This is a genomic window from Dysgonomonas termitidis (assembly GCF_054657735.1).
Genome location: NZ_BAAHYD010000002.1, coordinates 2,586,597 through 2,605,227, shown reverse-complemented (window position 1 = coordinate 2,605,227; position 18,631 = coordinate 2,586,597). Strand labels below are relative to the sequence as shown.

At 38.0% G+C, this 18,631-nt stretch carries 10 protein-coding genes; all 10 read right to left on the bottom strand.

Annotated features, from left to right (window positions below; all coding sequences use genetic code 11):
* Window positions 1-135 precede the first annotated feature (135 nt).
* Window positions 136-3,270, bottom strand: a complete 3,135-nt coding sequence (locus tag ACYQ3L_RS14975; protein WP_380001006.1) for a hypothetical protein — start codon at window positions 3,268-3,270, stop codon at window positions 136-138.
* 634 nt (window positions 3,271-3,904) lie between these two features.
* Complete coding sequence (locus tag ACYQ3L_RS14970; protein WP_380001008.1) at window positions 3,905-4,399, bottom strand: hypothetical protein; 495 nt, start codon at window positions 4,397-4,399, stop codon at window positions 3,905-3,907.
* 685 nt (window positions 4,400-5,084) lie between these two features.
* The gene (locus tag ACYQ3L_RS14965) at window positions 5,085-5,495 is read right to left on the bottom strand and encodes a hypothetical protein (RefSeq protein ID WP_380001012.1); all 411 of its coding nucleotides are present in this window, start codon (window positions 5,493-5,495) and stop codon (window positions 5,085-5,087) included.
* A 185-nt stretch (window positions 5,496-5,680) separates the two neighbouring features.
* Entirely contained in the window at window positions 5,681-6,934 is a 1,254-nt protein-coding gene (locus ACYQ3L_RS14960; RefSeq protein ID WP_380001014.1) for an RHS repeat domain-containing protein, read from the bottom strand.
* A gap of 284 nt (window positions 6,935-7,218) precedes the next feature.
* Entirely contained in the window at window positions 7,219-7,518 is a 300-nt protein-coding gene (locus ACYQ3L_RS14955) for a hypothetical protein (RefSeq protein ID WP_380001016.1), read from the bottom strand.
* Between the two features lie 6 nt (window positions 7,519-7,524).
* Window positions 7,525-8,571, bottom strand: a complete 1,047-nt coding sequence (locus ACYQ3L_RS14950; protein WP_380001018.1) for an RHS repeat domain-containing protein — start codon at window positions 8,569-8,571, stop codon at window positions 7,525-7,527.
* Window positions 8,572-8,986: 415 nt separating this feature from the next.
* Window positions 8,987-10,120 (bottom strand): RHS repeat domain-containing protein, encoded by a 1,134-nt coding sequence (locus tag ACYQ3L_RS14945; RefSeq protein ID WP_380001019.1) that lies wholly within the window; start codon window positions 10,118-10,120, stop codon window positions 8,987-8,989.
* Between the two features lie 284 nt (window positions 10,121-10,404).
* On the bottom strand, window positions 10,405-11,115 hold the full coding sequence (locus ACYQ3L_RS14940) for a hypothetical protein (RefSeq protein WP_380001021.1): 711 nt from the start codon (window positions 11,113-11,115) through the stop codon (window positions 10,405-10,407).
* Window positions 11,112-15,359, bottom strand: a complete 4,248-nt coding sequence (locus ACYQ3L_RS14935) for a DUF6443 domain-containing protein (protein WP_459952435.1) — start codon at window positions 15,357-15,359, stop codon at window positions 11,112-11,114. The genes ACYQ3L_RS14940 and ACYQ3L_RS14935 overlap by 4 nt, the downstream gene beginning before the upstream one ends.
* Window positions 15,360-15,371: 12 nt before the next feature.
* Window positions 15,372-18,626 (bottom strand): hypothetical protein, encoded by a 3,255-nt coding sequence (locus ACYQ3L_RS14930; protein ID WP_380001623.1) that lies wholly within the window; start codon window positions 18,624-18,626, stop codon window positions 15,372-15,374.
* Window positions 18,627-18,631: the final 5 nt, after the last annotated feature.

Genomic DNA, 18,631 nt, shown 5'->3' with positions numbered 1-18,631 from the left:
CTGTTGAATGAATCCGCTTTATTTGTTATAACATTAACAAAAATCTACCGGTACTTGTTGTCCGTACAACAATCATTTTAGCTAAATTTAGCAGGCATATGATATGGATCAATATTTTTTTTCGCAGCTACACCTTTATTGGTTTTGATAATGATAATCGTATTCCTGAATGGTTTTTCCATCTACATCTTTGGTTCGTTTCAGGCGGCCGAAGGTATCGTACTCATAATAAACAGTAGTACCGGATGGGGCTGTTACCGTCAATAGGCCGACAAGAGGCTGGTAAGTGTAGGTGGTAACATGAGCATTGGGTAATGCCCGCTGTAGGCTGCCATCCTTCAACTTTCCTTCGTTTGGCGTGGTTAATGCGGATAATGCATCGACACTGTTTACTCCAAAAATAGAATTCAGAACCGCAGTAACTTCGGTTAGTGTAGTGTTCTTAATTTCTGCTATAGGATATTGGCCCGAGTATGACCAAAGATAGACGACTGGAAATGTAGCCTGTGGCATTATATTTTTTATATTGCCATAGCTATCATAAGCCAGAGCAAATTTTTGCTTATAGTGATTATCTTTACTTATGATGGTATTAGGAGTATCCGGGGTATATTTACCGTTAGTTCCTTTATTTGATAACTTAAAATCGGTAACAGCAATATTATCTTCCAAATGATCGACTGCAGATATCCGGCCTGACATATCGTAATTTAAAAATTCTCCTGAAATGATGTTTCCATTACGGTACGATATCTTTTCAATTGGAAAAGATATCATGTTCTTACCAAGTAAATCAGCAATAAAATTTCCGGATAAGTAGTCTTCCGGATAAGTAGTCTGCTCAGTCAACACCGTTCCATCACTTAGCTTTTTAACTTTTCTGCCAGTCGTATATTTATTAGGATTATCGTAGTAGTATTCTGTTTCTTCGATCAGTATATTTTCTTTTTCTTTAATATACTCCACTTCTTTAATAAGTTGCATCACTCCTGTTTTCAGGCCATCATATTTATGGTAAATGGTTGCAAGATCGGTCAGAACATCCAAATAATGTCTGGTTAATCCGACTATTACCTCAGGAACTTCATGCATCCATACTTTCTCCCTGAATATCTGAACAGGCTGATAATATGCGCCATACACATACTTCTTTCTTCTTTGCCATTCATATTTATTTAAACTACTGTTATATTTATAAATAATAACTGAATCCAGCATTCCCATATCCCATTCTTCTTGTTCGAACGGATAAGGATCAGTTGGTGAAGCATAAGCAGGTATATAATTCTTTAAATCGTATTTATATACTGTTTTACCAGTTTCTTTCCCCATATCAGATTCATATTCAGAAACCTCATTATAATTAACAGGCGAACCATTACCAAAAGTCATAGCTCTGGTACTTGTTCCTAAAAAAACACGCTTACGTTCTGTTTGAAAGAGGGATGATGGATTATTATCTGACAAATAGTATTTTATAAGCTGTTCTGTATAATCGGTTTTAGGATAATAAGAAAATGATGGTTCATCTCTTATTATACCTGTTCCATCTTCATCTGGCCCATATTTATATATTTTTTCTTTAATCGGATTGGTATTTATTCCGTCATAAAATTTTATCCGTTGTATTCTATAACCTCCCGCACCTTTGATCTGGCTATCAAACTTACTCCGGAATAAATTCTGGCCTACAATAAACTCGGTGCTGCCTCCTGTCGGGTACTTAATTTTCAGCAATGTAAAGTCCGGCCTGACATAAAAGATATCACTAGATGTTTTTCCTAAAAGATGATACCAGACATAAGGGTCGCTAACCGGTTCACACCCCCAAAAGGATTTTACCCCCCAAGGATTCTGCCCCCATTGTACATCTATATCTTGTTCTAAGTTGGCTATAGAGCCCGCACCTCCATATCCACTCCCCGGGTAGTATCCGTTATATCCCCAGAAATCAGCTTCCACATATCCTTTCCTTTGATAACCATAATGAAAAGAGTAAGTTTCACCATTAATTTTCAGCGTCTTTAATATCCTATTATAAAATTGGTCACTATATACCTGATTATTTCCCCCTCCTTCTTGTTCTAATATAATTGCTTTTGTTACTTTTCCTTGATTATCTACAATTTTTATAGAAGTCATTATTGAGTTATCCTCATATGTAAACAACACTTTTCCTCCTCTGAACCTGATCTCATCAAGGTAATCCGAACTCATATACCAATAAGTAGCGGACGGGGAGCCTCCCACCGGATAGTCGGAAAAAGAATCTTCAAAAGCACCACCGGCATTCATAGTTTTCAGATCGTTCCCAAAACCGGCATAACGCTTCATCTTAGGCCCGATTATTTTCCAGAAAGGAGTTTCTTTTACCAACAAATAATTTCCACCATTACATTGACTATACCGGTCATCATAAGGCCCGGCATAATTTCGTTGATCATCATATAATTCCAGACGAGAAGCAAACTCTACAATACTTCCCCCGTTAGGCTTATAAACCGTATTGTATATAAATTCGATCTCGTCTCCATTAGGGCTAACTATTTTTTTACATTTCCATGCTATAACACTTTCATCATAATAATTTGTAGGTGTTCTGTAGTCTCGTCCCCCGCCTTCAAATAAATATTTAGTTCCATCGGTATCTATGATTGTAAATACCCAAGGTTTTACTAATATTATTTTCACACCATCTAAAGGAACCGAAATACATTTAATTTCATTTGGCTTATCTTTTACTCTTTGCAGATAAAAGGTTCCGCTCTTGCCGAGTATATTGTAATAATACTTATCCGATTCGCCGTCAATACCACCCATTCCTCCTTCCACAAATAACTTTGATTTATAAAAATTGTCTCTTATGACATCCTTGTTGCTCCCCTGATCGTTATAATCGAAAGGGCCGGGATATGCAGGGACGTTGCAATATCCTCCTGCTTTAAAATCGTCTTTCCCGTTTATACTCCTGCTGATTTGTATATTTGTATTCAAAGTCCATCCTGCTCCTGTAGATTCAGGGATTTGATTCGAGCGCATAAAATTGTCTATATGAAAACTCAATTCGATAGGAATTATCTTATCCCCGGCCTTTAATGTGTGTAGTGGAATTTTAATATCAGGAATTCCGGTTTTATAACTTACGGGGTAATCAGTATACCGCATTAATGATGTGGCTGTGGGCATTTGTATATCAACTTTATCGTATTGGGGAAATACAGATAATGAACAGAAGAACAGTATAATTACATGTATTATATATTTTCTCATAGCACTATTATATTTAGCTGCAGTTTAATTAACACATCGCCTGGGTATATATGATTGAGAGAACTGTCCAATTGACTAAAACCGGATAACACCATCCACAGGGACAGCAAGAAGATAATCTGGGCAGGCTTCACAGTTAAAACATTTACTATTAGTCTTTTAATTGCAATTTCAGGCACTTTATATAAAGAGATACGCTTCTTTCTTTTCCTATGGATAAATGCCATCTTGAGACCTTACAAACTAAAATATAAAAATAACATAATTTAATTAATATTGAATATTCAAGCAGTTTTTTTAATGCAAAAATCACTGAAGTATTTCACGCTTTCAATTTAAAATTCAGTTATACCTTAAAACATAAACAAACTGATATCTTGCATAGAAAAATATAAAGAAGAGGAGAAACTCAATTTTAGAAAAGTATCTTTCGGTTGACATCCTGGTTGACATTTGGATTGACCTAAACAATCAGAACCATTCAAAACCTTCCGCTCACCTCAATAAAAAAAAGGTAAATTATTAATTTCCAACAACATTCGCTTTTAATAAGAAATTAGAGCAAGGGACTACCCCGAAGTTATAAATAGATATGTAAATTTAAATGACCGGATAATTGAGTTATAGCAAGAATTTAAGGCTCATGAGGATTTTCTGTCATGTCTCCCGTATCCTTAGGTGGCTTAGGGCTGCCTCCAGAACCTCCAGAACCTCCTATATTAAGATGGAAACCATCATACAAACCATTTATGGCTCCATCATAATACCTTATCATATTGAAATCTCCACTATTCTTTATTTTTGCTTGATAAAACGCATTACCCATAGCGTCATAGTAATCTTTCAGCGGCATGATTCTCTTTATAGTTGTAAACTGCATTTTACCTTTAGCATCTGTGCCCACATAGGCAATAATAGTTTCTTTTTGCCCTGAAGTTGCATAATATTTGCCTAATTTGAATCCATAGTCATATCCTTCTTGCCAATAATCTGCATGTGGTATCGGTTCTTCCGGGAAAGTAGGATCACCCCTATCAATACCTTGAGAAAAAATGCTATCAACAAACATATAATTAAATGTCAAAAAGAACAAGAAAGAATATAGAAGTAATTGGTGTTTTGTTCTCATATTTTTTTATTAAATTTTGGTTTAAGAAATATAATTTATCCGGTCATTTATCTTCTAATTAAGTAGAGTTTAATATATGGGCAATTAGTGATCAAAATTGGTAATACAATATACAATATATTTCAAAACAATAGCTTTTTTTACGAGACAAAATACAGCGAAATATTTGAGGTAAATAAAATAAACTGTTAATAACTCTCATTTCTCCGTTTCAACGCATTATTTTCATAGATGATATTACCTATATAATCAGTGGTCCTGGCTTGAGTCAGCGATGTCATGTTGATACCCGAACCGATAACAGGAGCTGTAGAAAAATTAGGGTTCCATTTCTGTACCACTTCAGTTCCCTGCCTGACGCACTATAGGTATATTCGTTCCTTGCCTCTGCAACGGGACTTTTTATATCCATCATCCGGGGTAAATTTAAGGAAAAAGTTACAAAAGTTACACTTTTTCTATTTCATTCTTCCCATAGCTAATTTTACATTCATTAACCATATATAGTTAAAAGGTAACAGAAGTAACAGATTTTGCAATAACTTTTATCCTGTATTTTTTTTGCTCCGTTGAACAAAATGTATATACTATAGATAAATTATCCTGCCGATGATAATACCGGCAGGATTATAATTATGCTGTGCAACACTCAGACGGGACGTCGCGCGAGCGGGAGATATAAACTTTAAGGATTGTGTTTTAGCAATAATTCCAAGTTGCCTTCAATAGAACTTAGTATTTTCCTGTTATATATCCCTATTCTAAAATTTGTTATATTCCCATTTTTAGTGGAATATATGCCTATAAAATTGTTACTTAAGCTTTTATATAAATAGTGATCCTCGATTATTTTATAAGGGGTTCCTAATACTTTTATCAAATCATCAGTAGATGATCCGACTTTAAGTTGATTGTTATACACTGAAATTGTAGGAAAGATATTTGATATAAACTCTACAAATAAACTTCCTTTGTTACAATTCTTTGTTTCATAAACGATTAAAGAGCCAATTATATCACCGGCCGGCTCATCATAAAGCATTGAGTCTGCAATAAGTATGTAACGGACAAACTGTCCTTCAATTGAAGGTTGCATATAAATGAAGCTTAAACTATCAGGTAAAATGCTACGAATAGAATTATCTCTGTACACATTGATTAGGCTATCGCAATTCAAACTAAAAGCATCTCTATTCTGAATAGAGCAGATGTTGACTTTAACATTATCAAAAGAAAAATTAAAATTAAAGCCTAACAATACTAATATGATACAAATGATTTTCATTGAATTATTAATTTTATATTGGAATTAACACTCATTGCATTCTGTATAAAAGACATGACTTCATTCCAAGTTTGTTGGGCAGAAATAGGCTCAATATTAGAAGAGGTTGCTCTTTTGGCTTTATCTAGCCATTCTATAACATCAGTTCTACCTCCTATTTTTTTAGGATTGTCGTACATAGAAAATTCATAGAAGCTATTCTTTTTCGGAAAACCAGTACTGTATACCATCTCGTTGGCATTTTCCGTTATCGGAGTTACCTTATCATTTGCCGCGATAACCCTTGCCCCTGTTATTTGAGCTAAGGTTGAAGCGAATTCTCTGGTTCCGGCATTGCAAGCTCCAAGATATATAATAGCGTTTTCATGAAATACGACTTCCCCCTTTTCAATAGCTGTTTTTAACTCACTTAAAGCGGATGTATATATGTTATTATTTTTAAAATCTTCACCAAATACCCCATTAGCAGAGCCATAAGACCATAGGGATATAAAGCCAATACCTTCAGGGTCTGAACTAGTTGCTGTTTTTAAGATAGACACTAAATCTCCGACACCTTTGTTAACTTCGTGATGTTCAACTCCTTTTTGATTGGAAGATAGCATTTGTCCTCTATATTTCGACTCATAGCCCATTGTTATAGCTAATAATTTAATCATGCCTGTTGGGTCTATAAATTTCAAAGGATTATTTGCCACATAGACATATGGTGACCAGCTATAATATAATTCCGCTTTAGGGTCAATACTCGTAAACCTCGGAACATCTAAGGCCAAATGTCTAGCCGAATAATCATACATATTTAATCCGTGCATCTGATCTAATTCCTTACCATTATACTTATACGGCTGTTTTCCCTGCTCTGCCAGTGGTGTGTCGGCAAAGGACATACCAAACGGATAGTAGTGGTTTCTTTGTATAACAGTACCGCTGGCATTGGCTACCACTCTGTTGTTACCCAAGTGATCGGTCAGGTAGTAGCAATATGCTCCACCCTCGATGTATCCGCCGTCTACCAGAATCCTTGTCCTGTTGGTAATCGCCGATCCGTTTTTTGCCGTTTCATAAATAATATTGCCTGTATAATCCCTATTCATATAATCAGCCAGCCCGTCATTTGCGGGATTGGTTGCATTAGATGGTGTTACCGTATAATTAGGGTCGTATCGCTGTTCCGTCCTCAGCTTCACGCCTGATGCCGAGTAGGTATAATAATTTTTAGCTTTGGCTGTCGGGCTGTTTATTATCATTACCTGCGGTAAATTTAAGGAAAAAAGTTACAAAAGTTACACTATTTTATCTCTTTCTTCCCCATGACTAATTTCATATTAATTAACCATATATAGTTAAAAGGTAACAAACGTAACATATTTTGCAATAATTTTCATGCTGTATCTTTTTTGCTCCGCTGAATAAAATGTATATACTATAGATAAATTATCCTGCCGATAATGATATCGGCAGGATTTTTGTGATAAGAATTACATATCCCGAAAGACAGGGGTATTTTATTATTTTATTCGTGTTTTAAATGTCATAGAGGAACCGTTTCTTTTTTTATTGTTATAAAATCTTCGTTCTTCTTCTTAATTATAGAATCTCCTATTGAAGCGTATAACCAACTCTTTGGATAAAAATCTGCAATAAAAGTCCCATCGTACCAACTATTTGACTTTATGGTAAAGGTGTAGACTTCATGGTTTTTTCTATCTTGATAGATACTGATGATAACACCTTCTACTTCCATATTTAGAATTACTTCCTTATTTTTATGACATCCAAAACAGATACATCCACATAAAAACATCAATAAATATACTGATATATGTTTCATAGCTCATTATTTTTTATATAAATAAGTAGTCCCAAATGTTTGAGAAAGTCCAAAATGGCCTCCAACAATGCTCTTAGAACCAAAAGTTACCCCTCCAGAATATACATTCCAAGCATTTCCATTAGTTACACTAGTAACAATGTTTCTTGAATTATAGGTTTCAACCCGATCCTCGCTATATCCCATATTTACGAATGAAGCTCCTCCAGAAATATCTCTATTTGTTCCTTCTAAGCTTGTTGCTGTAGGTTTTCCCGCTCCTTTATAGACACCTTGTTTAATATTAACAGAACCCGAAATATCAAGACCTCCTCCAAAACCTATTGAAGGTTGAATAAAAATGCCATCTTTTCCTATTATTCCGATTGTAATATCCCCATAAAACCCTACACCACAAACAGCAGAACCTGATAAAGAAATAGCCCAATAATCAAAAGGAGACTTAATAGGTGCAACCCCATCAATAAAAACGTCAGGCAAAGGATTGTCTACAACAATCATTCCCTCTCCTCCAGACAGATTTGCTTGAATTTGATAGTCCTGATTATCCATACTATTATACGCTACATGGGTCGTATCCATTCCGGACGGGTCAATTACTTTCATCGGATTATTCCCTATCCACGAATACGGAGACATATTATAATATTTCTCCGCATGCGGGTCTGACATAGGCGTATGTGGTATCACAGGGTCATACAAACGGGCAAAATTATCATACATATTCAGTCCGTTCCTGCCATCCAACTCCTTATTATTATACTTGTACGGCTGAACATCCGGCCCCGTTGCATCCGCAAACGGCATCCCGAAAGGATAATACTGTGTACTCTGAACCACCGATGCCGCCGCATTGGCTACTATCCGGTTGTTACCCAGATGGTCGTTGATGTAAAAGTAATAATTTCCTCCGTCATTATATCCTCCGTCAACTAATATTCTTTTCAGGGTTCCGTTTTCATAGATAACATTCCCGACATAATCCGTTGTCTGGGTCACATTCAGGGCGGTAGGATTTATAGCCGAACCGATAACTGGAGTAGTCGAATTCATGTATGCGGTGGATAGGCTGATTCAGCATGCCAAAACTAGGCAGGCGTATAAAAAATAAACGGCTACTTATTTGAGCAGCCGTTTGTCATCGGTTAGTTTATTGGCTTTCTATTCTTATATCCCTGAATGATTAGATACAATAATAATACAGATATAACTTCTGCGCAGATACTTGGTAAAAAGATTAAACCTTGTATAATATCAATTTCTAAAGGCCAGAATCGCCATATAAGGATTGAAAGTATTATAGATAATAAGAGTTGAACAAAGCTTAATATGACTAAATTAAGCTTATTATTAAATTTTCTATAAATCAAAAAAATAAAAATAATCAATCCTATTAGATATACAATAGAACCTAAATATACTGTTAATAAGAACATTTCTATCAGTGAAATACTTTTATCTTCCATCATTATTCCTTTTTATCTTTATTAGGGTCATATGTGATTTTTTCAAAATTACTTTGCCAATCTTTCACCATACCGTTTGGTCGTGCGATAATAGTTGTTGGAGCTTTCTTTTTTACATCTGGATCTTGCTTTAAGACATCAGCTGCAAATGTTCCACAATTGTTTCCTGTCAATGTATATTCTTTTCTATCAGAATTGCTGTTTTCCGCTTTTTTAGATTCTGCATAATCTTTCATCTCATCAAATTTGTCACTCTCTACATATGCTCCTTCTATTTTCCCTTTTTGTCCCGCTTTATCTGATATTTGCCCTAATACTTTATTTAAGGATTCCTCTGTTGGTTTTCCATCCTTTCCTATTTTTACATTAGAAACAGAATGTGTTTGAACTAAGCCCTTTTCTTCTTTGTCATATCTACCATATTCGTAATATTTAGTATATCCAGTTTTATTGTCAATAAGTAAAACTCCAGCATGACCTAATCCTCCAACTTTACCAACAGGAGTAGAAATCTTATAATCAGGGAAAGCTATAAAAATTCCATCTTTCCCATCTGGGTCAATATACTTCAATGGATTATTATTACAGTACACATATGGACTGATACTATAATACTTCTCCGCATGCGGGTCGACACTTGTAAACCTTCCCAATGCGCTCTCATAATACCTCGCAGAATAATCATACAGGTTCAACTGGTGCATACCGTCCAATTCCTTACCATTATACTTGTACGGCTGGTTTGTCCCGTTATCATACTTATCCGCAAAAGCAGTACCGAACGGGTAATAATGGTTTTTCTGGGTAACTGTCCCACTCTGGTTTACTACCACACGGTTATTTCCCAAATGGTCGGTCACATAGAAATAGTAAACATTATTTTCCCAGTATCCGCCGTCTACCAATATCCTTGTCCTGTTGGTAATCGCCGATCCGTTTTTTGCCGTTTCGTAGATAATATTGCCTGCATAATCCCTATTCATATAATCCGGCAATCCGTCATTAGCCGGGTTTGTGGTATTAACAGGCGACACATTCAGGTTCGGGTCATAACGCTGCTCTGTCCTCAGCTTCACGCCTGATGCCGAGTAGGTGTAATAATTTTTAGCTTTGGCCGTCGGGCTGTTTATTATCATTACCTGCGGTAAATTTAACGAAAAAAGTTACAAAAGTTACACTTTTTCTATTTCTTTCCTCCACAGCTAATTTCATATTAATTAACCATATATAGTTAAAAGGTAACAAACGTAACAGATTCTTCAATAATTTTCATCCTGTATCTTTTCCGTTCCGTTGAACAAAATGTATAATACTATAGATAAATTATCCTGCCGATGATGATACCGACAGGATTATAATTATTGCTACGCAACACTCAGACGGGACGTCTGCGCGAGCGGGGGTATACTTTTAGCATTTCTCAATCTTGCCTTAAATAAAGAGCATTTTTTTTATTTTCCTCTATGTCTATAAATATGATTTTATTTCTCTTTATGGCTAATTCTATATTATCAAAAACTCTATAGCCAAATAGAGAATCATTAATTGTTAGATTGAAGGTAATATCTTTCCCTATTACTTTATCAAAGTACATAGTCTTTGTTGTTAGGATCCTTGTTGGACGGCCAATAAATGGATCTTTCAATATCCATAATTTTATACTATCTATAGGCTCTGTGTAATATATTGTATAGTTTCCCCATTTTTCATCTATTTGTATGCCCTGAGTAAAATAAATTATTCCCTCTTTATTATTTAAAGTATCATTATTCAGAATAGGTATACATTTGTAGCCCTTTTGCTCTTCTTCTGAAAGATTAAATGAAAAAGTTACCCTGTTTTTCTCTATTAATGAATCTGATGGAATAACCAAACATTCTACCGGTATAGTCGTGTTACTAATGTTACTATTCAAAATTATTCTATTGTCCCTTATTCCATATTTGCCCGAAGAATGCTTCCCTATTGAGCCATAATAATTATAACTGAATGTAGAGTCTGCAAAAAAGGTGAAATCATTGGGATTTCCACTATTGTTTCTACCATTGTATCTACCTAATTTAAAGGAAGACACACATGAGTAACATATGATACAAATAAAACACAATAAGTATACAAAACTCTTTTTCATGGCAATCCGCTTTTACGTCTTTGGTCTAACAATCGTTCTACTGCGGCAGATGTATACTGAACTCTTGAATTTTCTAATAACTTATCAGCATACAGATAATTTCTGACTCCTCCCACCTCATTATAAACTCCATAAACCCAACCTTCCGTTATGTTACTCCGGTTAGAAATACCACCCCAATATGAATTAGGCAAAGAAGATTTATCATAAGAAAACTGCCTGCCGTATGCTTTAATCTCTCGGGGAGCAAAATTGCTTCTTGTGATTCCTCCCCCTTTCCAAAGATCATAGCCATGGGCAGACTCATGAACCCCAATAGAAGTACCAGTAACTTGCATTTCTATGACCCCGTCTCTTTTTTCTGTGCTACCTTCATTTCCTGATATTTTTTTAAAAGCAAATGTCTGATCTTTGGTGTCACCCATTGCTGTTAATTCAGTAATACCACTTTCTAAATCTTCTATACTAGCACGAAGCCCTAAACCTTCGGCAAGTAATTGACCAGCCTTTTCTGAATCTCCACTCTTAAGGGCTTTTACATAATTATTTGCAACTGTTTGCCTCTCTTTATTTAAAGAAGATACACGATTACTCATATCAGCAGATAATTTCTCGGCATATTTTCTACTTTTTTCATCTTCCCAATCCATCCCTGTTGGATCAGTAAGTCTCAACGGATTGTTACCAACGTAACAGTATGGACTCCAACTATAATACTTCTCCGCCAATGGATCCACAGTTGTAAACCTTGGAACATCCAAAGCCAAATATCTAGCCGAATAATCATACATATTCAGCCCGTGCATCTGATCCAGCTCCTTATTATTGTACTTGTACGGCTGCTTTCCCTGCTCAGCCAACGGTGTATCGGCAAAGGACATGCCAAATGGATAGTAGTGGTTCCTTTGTATAACAGTACCGCTGGCATTGGCTACCACTCTGTTGTTACCCAAGTGGTCGGTCAGGTAGTAGTAATATACTCCACCCTCGATGTATCCTCCGGAAACCAGTATCCGCGTTTTATTCGTTATTGTAGAACCGCTCTTTACTGTTTCATAGATGATATTGCCTGCATAATCCGTATTCTTATAGTCAGCCAATCCATCATTTGTCGGATTGGTCGCATTGGACGGCGTTACCGTATAATTAGGATCGTATCGCTGCTCTGTCCTCAGCTTCACGCCTGAAGCCGAGTAAGTATAATAATTCTTGGCCTTTACCGAAGAACTATTGATTATCATTTGCCTTGGTAAATTTAACGAATTATATTGGATTTCGGTAATCCCCTTATTCAAATCTTTATTCATCGCCCCATTGGCATTGTAGGTGTATTCGTTGGCTACATTACTGCCATTCTTAAAGTCCATTGATTCAGCAATGCTGATGGCTGCTGCCGCCTCATCTACCCTTGTCATCTGATTACCGACATAAGTCATTGTCAGGTTATCAATCAATCCGTATTTCGCTGCATCGATATTACCATAACGTTGTAGGGTTTTCATATTCCCATGCTTATCATAACTGTAAGCTGTCTGATAGATAGGGTTGGTTGGGGTGTTTGCATTATAAGTCTGCACGGCACCGTTGATCAGATAGCTGGCTTTTGTCAGCCGCGACAGGTTGTCATAAACAAAGGCGTAACCGCGTGGATTGGTCTCGGTATTATGCTTCCAGCTCATTGCCGAGATATTGCCATTATACAGCCTGGCGCTGCCTCCGTAGGATTCATTATAATACAGCGTTTCGGTAAACAGCGGGCTGGAGATTGATTTCGTCCACGAACGCACATTATAAGCGTAAGTAGCCAGCGTACCTGCCACTCCTCCTTTCTTATTAGTCTTCAACCTACCCAAATCATCATAAGAGTTTTCCGCCAGTGTTACCTGCGGTTTTACCGTTGTCCCGTCTGTTAGCTGATGTGTGGTTGTCAGCAGGCGGCCTGCGTGGTCATAGGTATAAGTATACAGCTCGGTCAGCTTTCCTCCTCCGTTGGCATCCTTGGTGTGCACATGCAGTTTCTTGACCGGCTGCCCGGTGAAGTTATAGGCGATGTATTCTTTTTCAATTCCTCCGGCAAGCTGGTTGTTACCCTTTGTTTGGATAAGTCTTCCCCTGCTGTCATAATACATCACCGAATAGAGATAAGAGGAAGGGGTGGAAGATATTGTGCCGTCGTAATTCATCTGTGCAGTAAGTGTGCCTGTCAGTATTCCTTTGTTCTTATACTTGTTGGCATCGGAATAATCCGTCCCATACCATGTACCGTAGCCTGTTTCGGGGTTATACTCCGTTCCGCTTGCCGGTATTTCAGCCATGCCCCGGAAATCGTAGTTGTCATAGAAATTAACGGACAGGATAGACGGGGTATTGGTAAAGGTCTTGTTGACGCCATCGACCTGTATATTATACCTTTTGTAGCTGCCTGTACTTGCATATACGCCTTTGACCACCTTGTTGCTTACCGGGATGGTATCCTTGCATATGCCTGTCAGTACCACCCGCCCGAAAGCATCGGGGATAATGAACGTCCATTCCTTCGGACTTTTATTGTACTGTACTCCGTCCTGTGTATATACCAGCCTGTCGGCTTTATCGTAAACGTAACGGATAGGTTCACAACCGGGAAGCTTCTTCCATATACAGCGGTTGCGGTTGTCGTATTTATACTGGTAAGCCAGTTCGTCGAGCTTTGTTTGTGCTATCCCTTCGTCCTGTATCCGTGGGGGTAACACATAGCATTGGTTGCCAAAATCGTCATAGACATAATAGGTGTCGAGGGGCGTTGTCCCGTCCATCTGGCGGGTAAGGACTACCTGTCCCAGTTTGTCCTTGAACTCATAGGATGCATTGCCGTCTTCATCTTTTAATTCTGTTACATAGAGTTGCCCTGTGGTATAATTGGTGGTTTGGCCCAGGGTCGGGCTCTGGCTTGTCACTGTGATGAAGTATAGCTTGCAGTTCAAAGTGGCATCGCCTGCTATATTGGTTTTATATGCGGTTAGCACGGCTTTTTCATTGGCTGTATTCTGCCAGTCAGCCCCGGGGCCGAACTGTTTCAGTACCCTGTTTAATGGCGAGGCTTCATAGACGGGATAGGAATAAGGCTTCTGGTCGCTGGCATTAGAGGTTATGGCGTTTGTCTTTACGGTTTCGGGCGTCACATAAGCACCATTGTTACCGGAAACAACGGCAGGAAGCCATGCTTTATCTTCCCGCCCGAAAGCGTCGTATTCCTGCAAGCTAATGAGGTCTTTCCTTGCCGATACATCCGTTCCCGGTGTGATGGCTTTCTGTACTGTTTGCACAGGACGTCCCAGGCCATCGAAGTATTGTACCTGGTCGAGGTAAGTAGTCCCCGCTTCATCGGTATAGGTGCGGGTATGGATGTAGTTCCGGTCGGTAGAACCTACACCCATGCCGACAACCGGGACTATGCCTTGTATGGCGGTCGTTATATTCCCGTTCTGGCTGTAGCCTTCCGAGACTACATAATAGGTTCCCGGTGCAAGGTTCGTCATTTTCAGGAAGGACTGTGTCGTAGTCGAACATTTACCCTCCCCACTATAGTCGTCATTGTAGGCAATCCGGGTTCCCGAAGCGTCCAGAAGGTGTACATAGGTATCGGATAAAGCCGAGCCGCAATGCGAGATAACTACATCCATTACAACGGTGGTTGTGAACTTATAAAATACATCGTTGGAGGATTGCCCCGTATAACTGTTCGGGCAACTGGCTGTATTCTGCGTATGGGTATAGGTAAACGAGCCGCTTTTACTACCCAGGTCGTATTCAACCTTTTGGACCGTTCCCTGTATCGTGGTTGTGATATTCCCGTTCTGGCTGTAACCTTCCGAAACCACATAATAGGTCCCTGCCGCAAGGTTCGTCATTTTCAGGTAGGACTGTGTCGTGGTCGAACATTTACCTTCCCCGCTATAGTCGTCATTGGAAGCTAAAAGTCCCCCGGAAGAGTTCAGCAGGTAGACATAGGTGTCGCTGACAGCCGAGCCGCAATGCGAGATAACCACATCCATCGCTGTGGTGGTAGTGAATTTATAATATACATCACTGGTCGAACGTCCTGTGTAATTATTCGTATAGCTGCTTGTGTTCTTCGTATCGGTATAGGTGAACGAACCGCTTTTAGTGCCTAAATCCACAGGGCTGGACATCGTGTTTTGCCCGGACAATGTTCCAACACATAGTATGAGGAACAGGATGATATAAATATATTTTGTATTCATAGCTGTATCTGGTTACTGGTTCTGGTAATGGTAGTCGTATTTCTGGACAGTCTGCTTATTGCCCGAGGCGTCCTTGATATAGGTTTCTTCCAGCCGCCCGAAAGCATCATATTCATAGTAAGTAGTTACACCCGACGGGCCGGTAGCCGTAAGCATCCCTACCAAAGGTTTGTATGTGTAGGTGGTGACAAGGGCGTTAGCCAAAGCTCTTTGCAGGCTACCGTCTTTAAGTTTGGCCTCATTCGGTGTTAATTGCGCGGACAAGGCATCGGTATTGGCTACTGAAAATACCGTTTTTGCTGCAACCTCCACTTCTGTGAATGTGGCATTCTTGATTTCAGCTATCGGGTACTGGCCGCTGTAACTCCAGACCAATATTGTGATAACGCCGTCTTTTGTTATATGCTCAAGGATATTGCCTGATTTATCATATCTTGTGAAGGTATTTTCTGCTATAAAATCATTTCCATTGTACTTGTTCTCAATTGAGGCTATTTCTATATTCTTATTATCATTGAAAAAACTATAGTTATATCTGTTTGTTTCAGCATTAATATTATTCACTTTATTTATCTTTTCAACGGGCTTGTTAATGATATTCAGTTCTTTCATCTTTATATATACAGCATCCGATTTATCATAAGGGTATTTCATTTCTTGTTTTACTTCATTATTTCTACTATCAGTTTGTACTATGTCCGATGGTTGTAAATAGAATGAATTATTATATGAATAGTTCTGAACTACCGTTATTGAATTACCCGTTTTATCCGTTGTTTTAATACTTTTCTTTGCTAAGTATGAAGCTCCGGAAACCAGTTTGTATGCGGAATATTTAAAATCGACTCTTTGGTCATTTAAATTTCTACATTGCGAGTCATACTCCACATATTTTTTCTCTACATGATACGCGGTAATCTTCTTTATGGGCAGAGGTGTATAGTCATTATACTCTTCCCTGACTGAAATGAAAGAATTGTCCCGCTTTTCGTAATCTTTTCTACTTACCAGGAATCCGTATTGATAGTTATCTTCACTCTGGCGATAGGCTTCAAGATAACCTAAAACAGAATGAGCTATGCCAAAGAGGTATTCCGTATACTGTTTTACTTTATATTTATATTCGGAACGAAGGACCGGCTTTGAGTCCTCCATTTTATCAACAATTATATTCTCATATTGTACTACAGGATATGTAACATTTCTTACACTTTGCTCAGATATACCTTCATATACATTATAACAGGAATACATGGGACTAGCAACAACGTCAACGCCAAACAATGGGTCCATGCATTTTATATAAGTCCTGTCAATTTTAAAGTAAGGCCCCGGAGCATCCACCCCTGATGAATTTCCATTTGAATCGGCATATGAGAATTTTTCTTCACTCAATCTCTTCCCATCTGCATCATAATTTTCGATTTTTGCTATTCGGAGTCCTCCCAGCCATTGTTCCAAACTGCTTCCTATTCTTTCCAGCCCTGTATAATTAACAGTGAGAGATGTTCCAACCATGAAATTCACAGGCTTCAAACCGCTAACAGTTATAGTGTAGTTATAAGTGCCGGGTTCCAGTTCGAGTTCATATACACCCGTCATAATCATGTTGCTGTAACTATCTTTCGAGGCGGTACAGTTTCCTTCATTTTGGCATCTGATAAAATCATTTCCATTTCCATCCCAGGTTACTACAGGCTTTCCGTCTTTACGAACTTCTATCTTTGAAGTGTAAAGTCCTACCTCATGGAATGCATATTTATAATTAAATGCAACCCATTGTTTTCTGTCAATAATAAATGATTTGGTAGTGGTTCCGTAACTATCAAGAGCATTAGAAGAGGATAGCTTTTTCTCACCTATCAAATAGTCGGCATTTTCCCTTGCTTTGGCAATATTATTTTCATGGGAAAAAACCGTATATCCTTTTGTCGGGTAAATTATCTTTTTAAGGGTTCCTGTCATTGCTTTTTCTGTCGGTCTACGGTCTGCCGCTTTATAAGCAATAGACAGGTCATAACTGGAATAGCGGGGAAACTTCGTAGTATTGGTCATAATGCCGTTATAATATCCCCAGATATCAACAGCGTTTGAACCACGTGGAGGGAATGTGCCTTTATCATAATATTCAAATTGTCTGTAATCTATTGATGAGTTATCCTTTCCTGAATATTTTATCTTGTCAAGAAAATGTTTATTGTAAAATGAATACTCAAAGGAGTAACTGCTCACTTTATTATTGCTTTTATCAGAAAGCTCAATTGTGCCAAGCAATTGTGCAGTTGTAGATACGCCGTCTCTCCTGTTCATTCCTCCTGAGAATGTGATTCTCCCCTGTTTGGGAATGTCTATAGCTGTTAAATTACTACAGCCTGTAAGATCTACGGTTTTTCCTCCGGTATACTCAATTGTAGGTTCTTTCGTGTATAAGCAATCTGTATGTTTAAGTTTTAATATCGTTGTATATGAAGTGGTGGTATATGATACTTCCCGGGAAGTATTATAAGAGAAGCTGGCCAGCAATTCTCCGCTGGAAGAATAGATACTGCTAAGATACCATGAAACGGGAACTTCCCATCCATAATATTTTATTATATCAATTCCGGCTGTCGGCGAATCCCCGAAAACATACCTGGTGCCTGATTCATCGACAAGTTCCCAGCTACCCGTTGCTAACCTGTTTCCCAGGGGATGTTTCACAATTTTAATATTAGAATGAGGCAACATTCTGAATTCCCCGGTATTGTCTACAAAAAACTTACCTGTCTGCCCGTTAAAATTGAAGGTAAATATATCCGGTTCCGTGTCAAACCCGGCATTAGTAATTTTGTTTAAGAATGCATAATCGTTATCGCTGCTATGTGGCATCAAAGGGGCTTCCGGAAATACATGCCCCTTATTTTTAATGGAATAAGAATAGAATCCGCTTCCTGCTTCATCCCTATATCCCCTTTGTTCTCTATTGATTACGCCTCCTGCTGATAATGCCCATCCTGCACCGATCCAGCTTGTTATTTCGTCTACCTTAATACCGGATGCATGATAATCTAACTGTACATTCAAGGTTACATCTTCGTTCAACTTAATGCTATATAGGGAAATAGAAATATTTACTAATCCATTGTGGTGGCTTACCGGATAATCTCCAAATTTTTGGAGCGATGCGGCATTCGGTGATAAAAAATAGTGAGAATAGTCATTAACGTCCTGTGATTGTATAGTTAGAGCTAAAACCAGCATATATACCAATACAATATATCTTTTCATAGCAT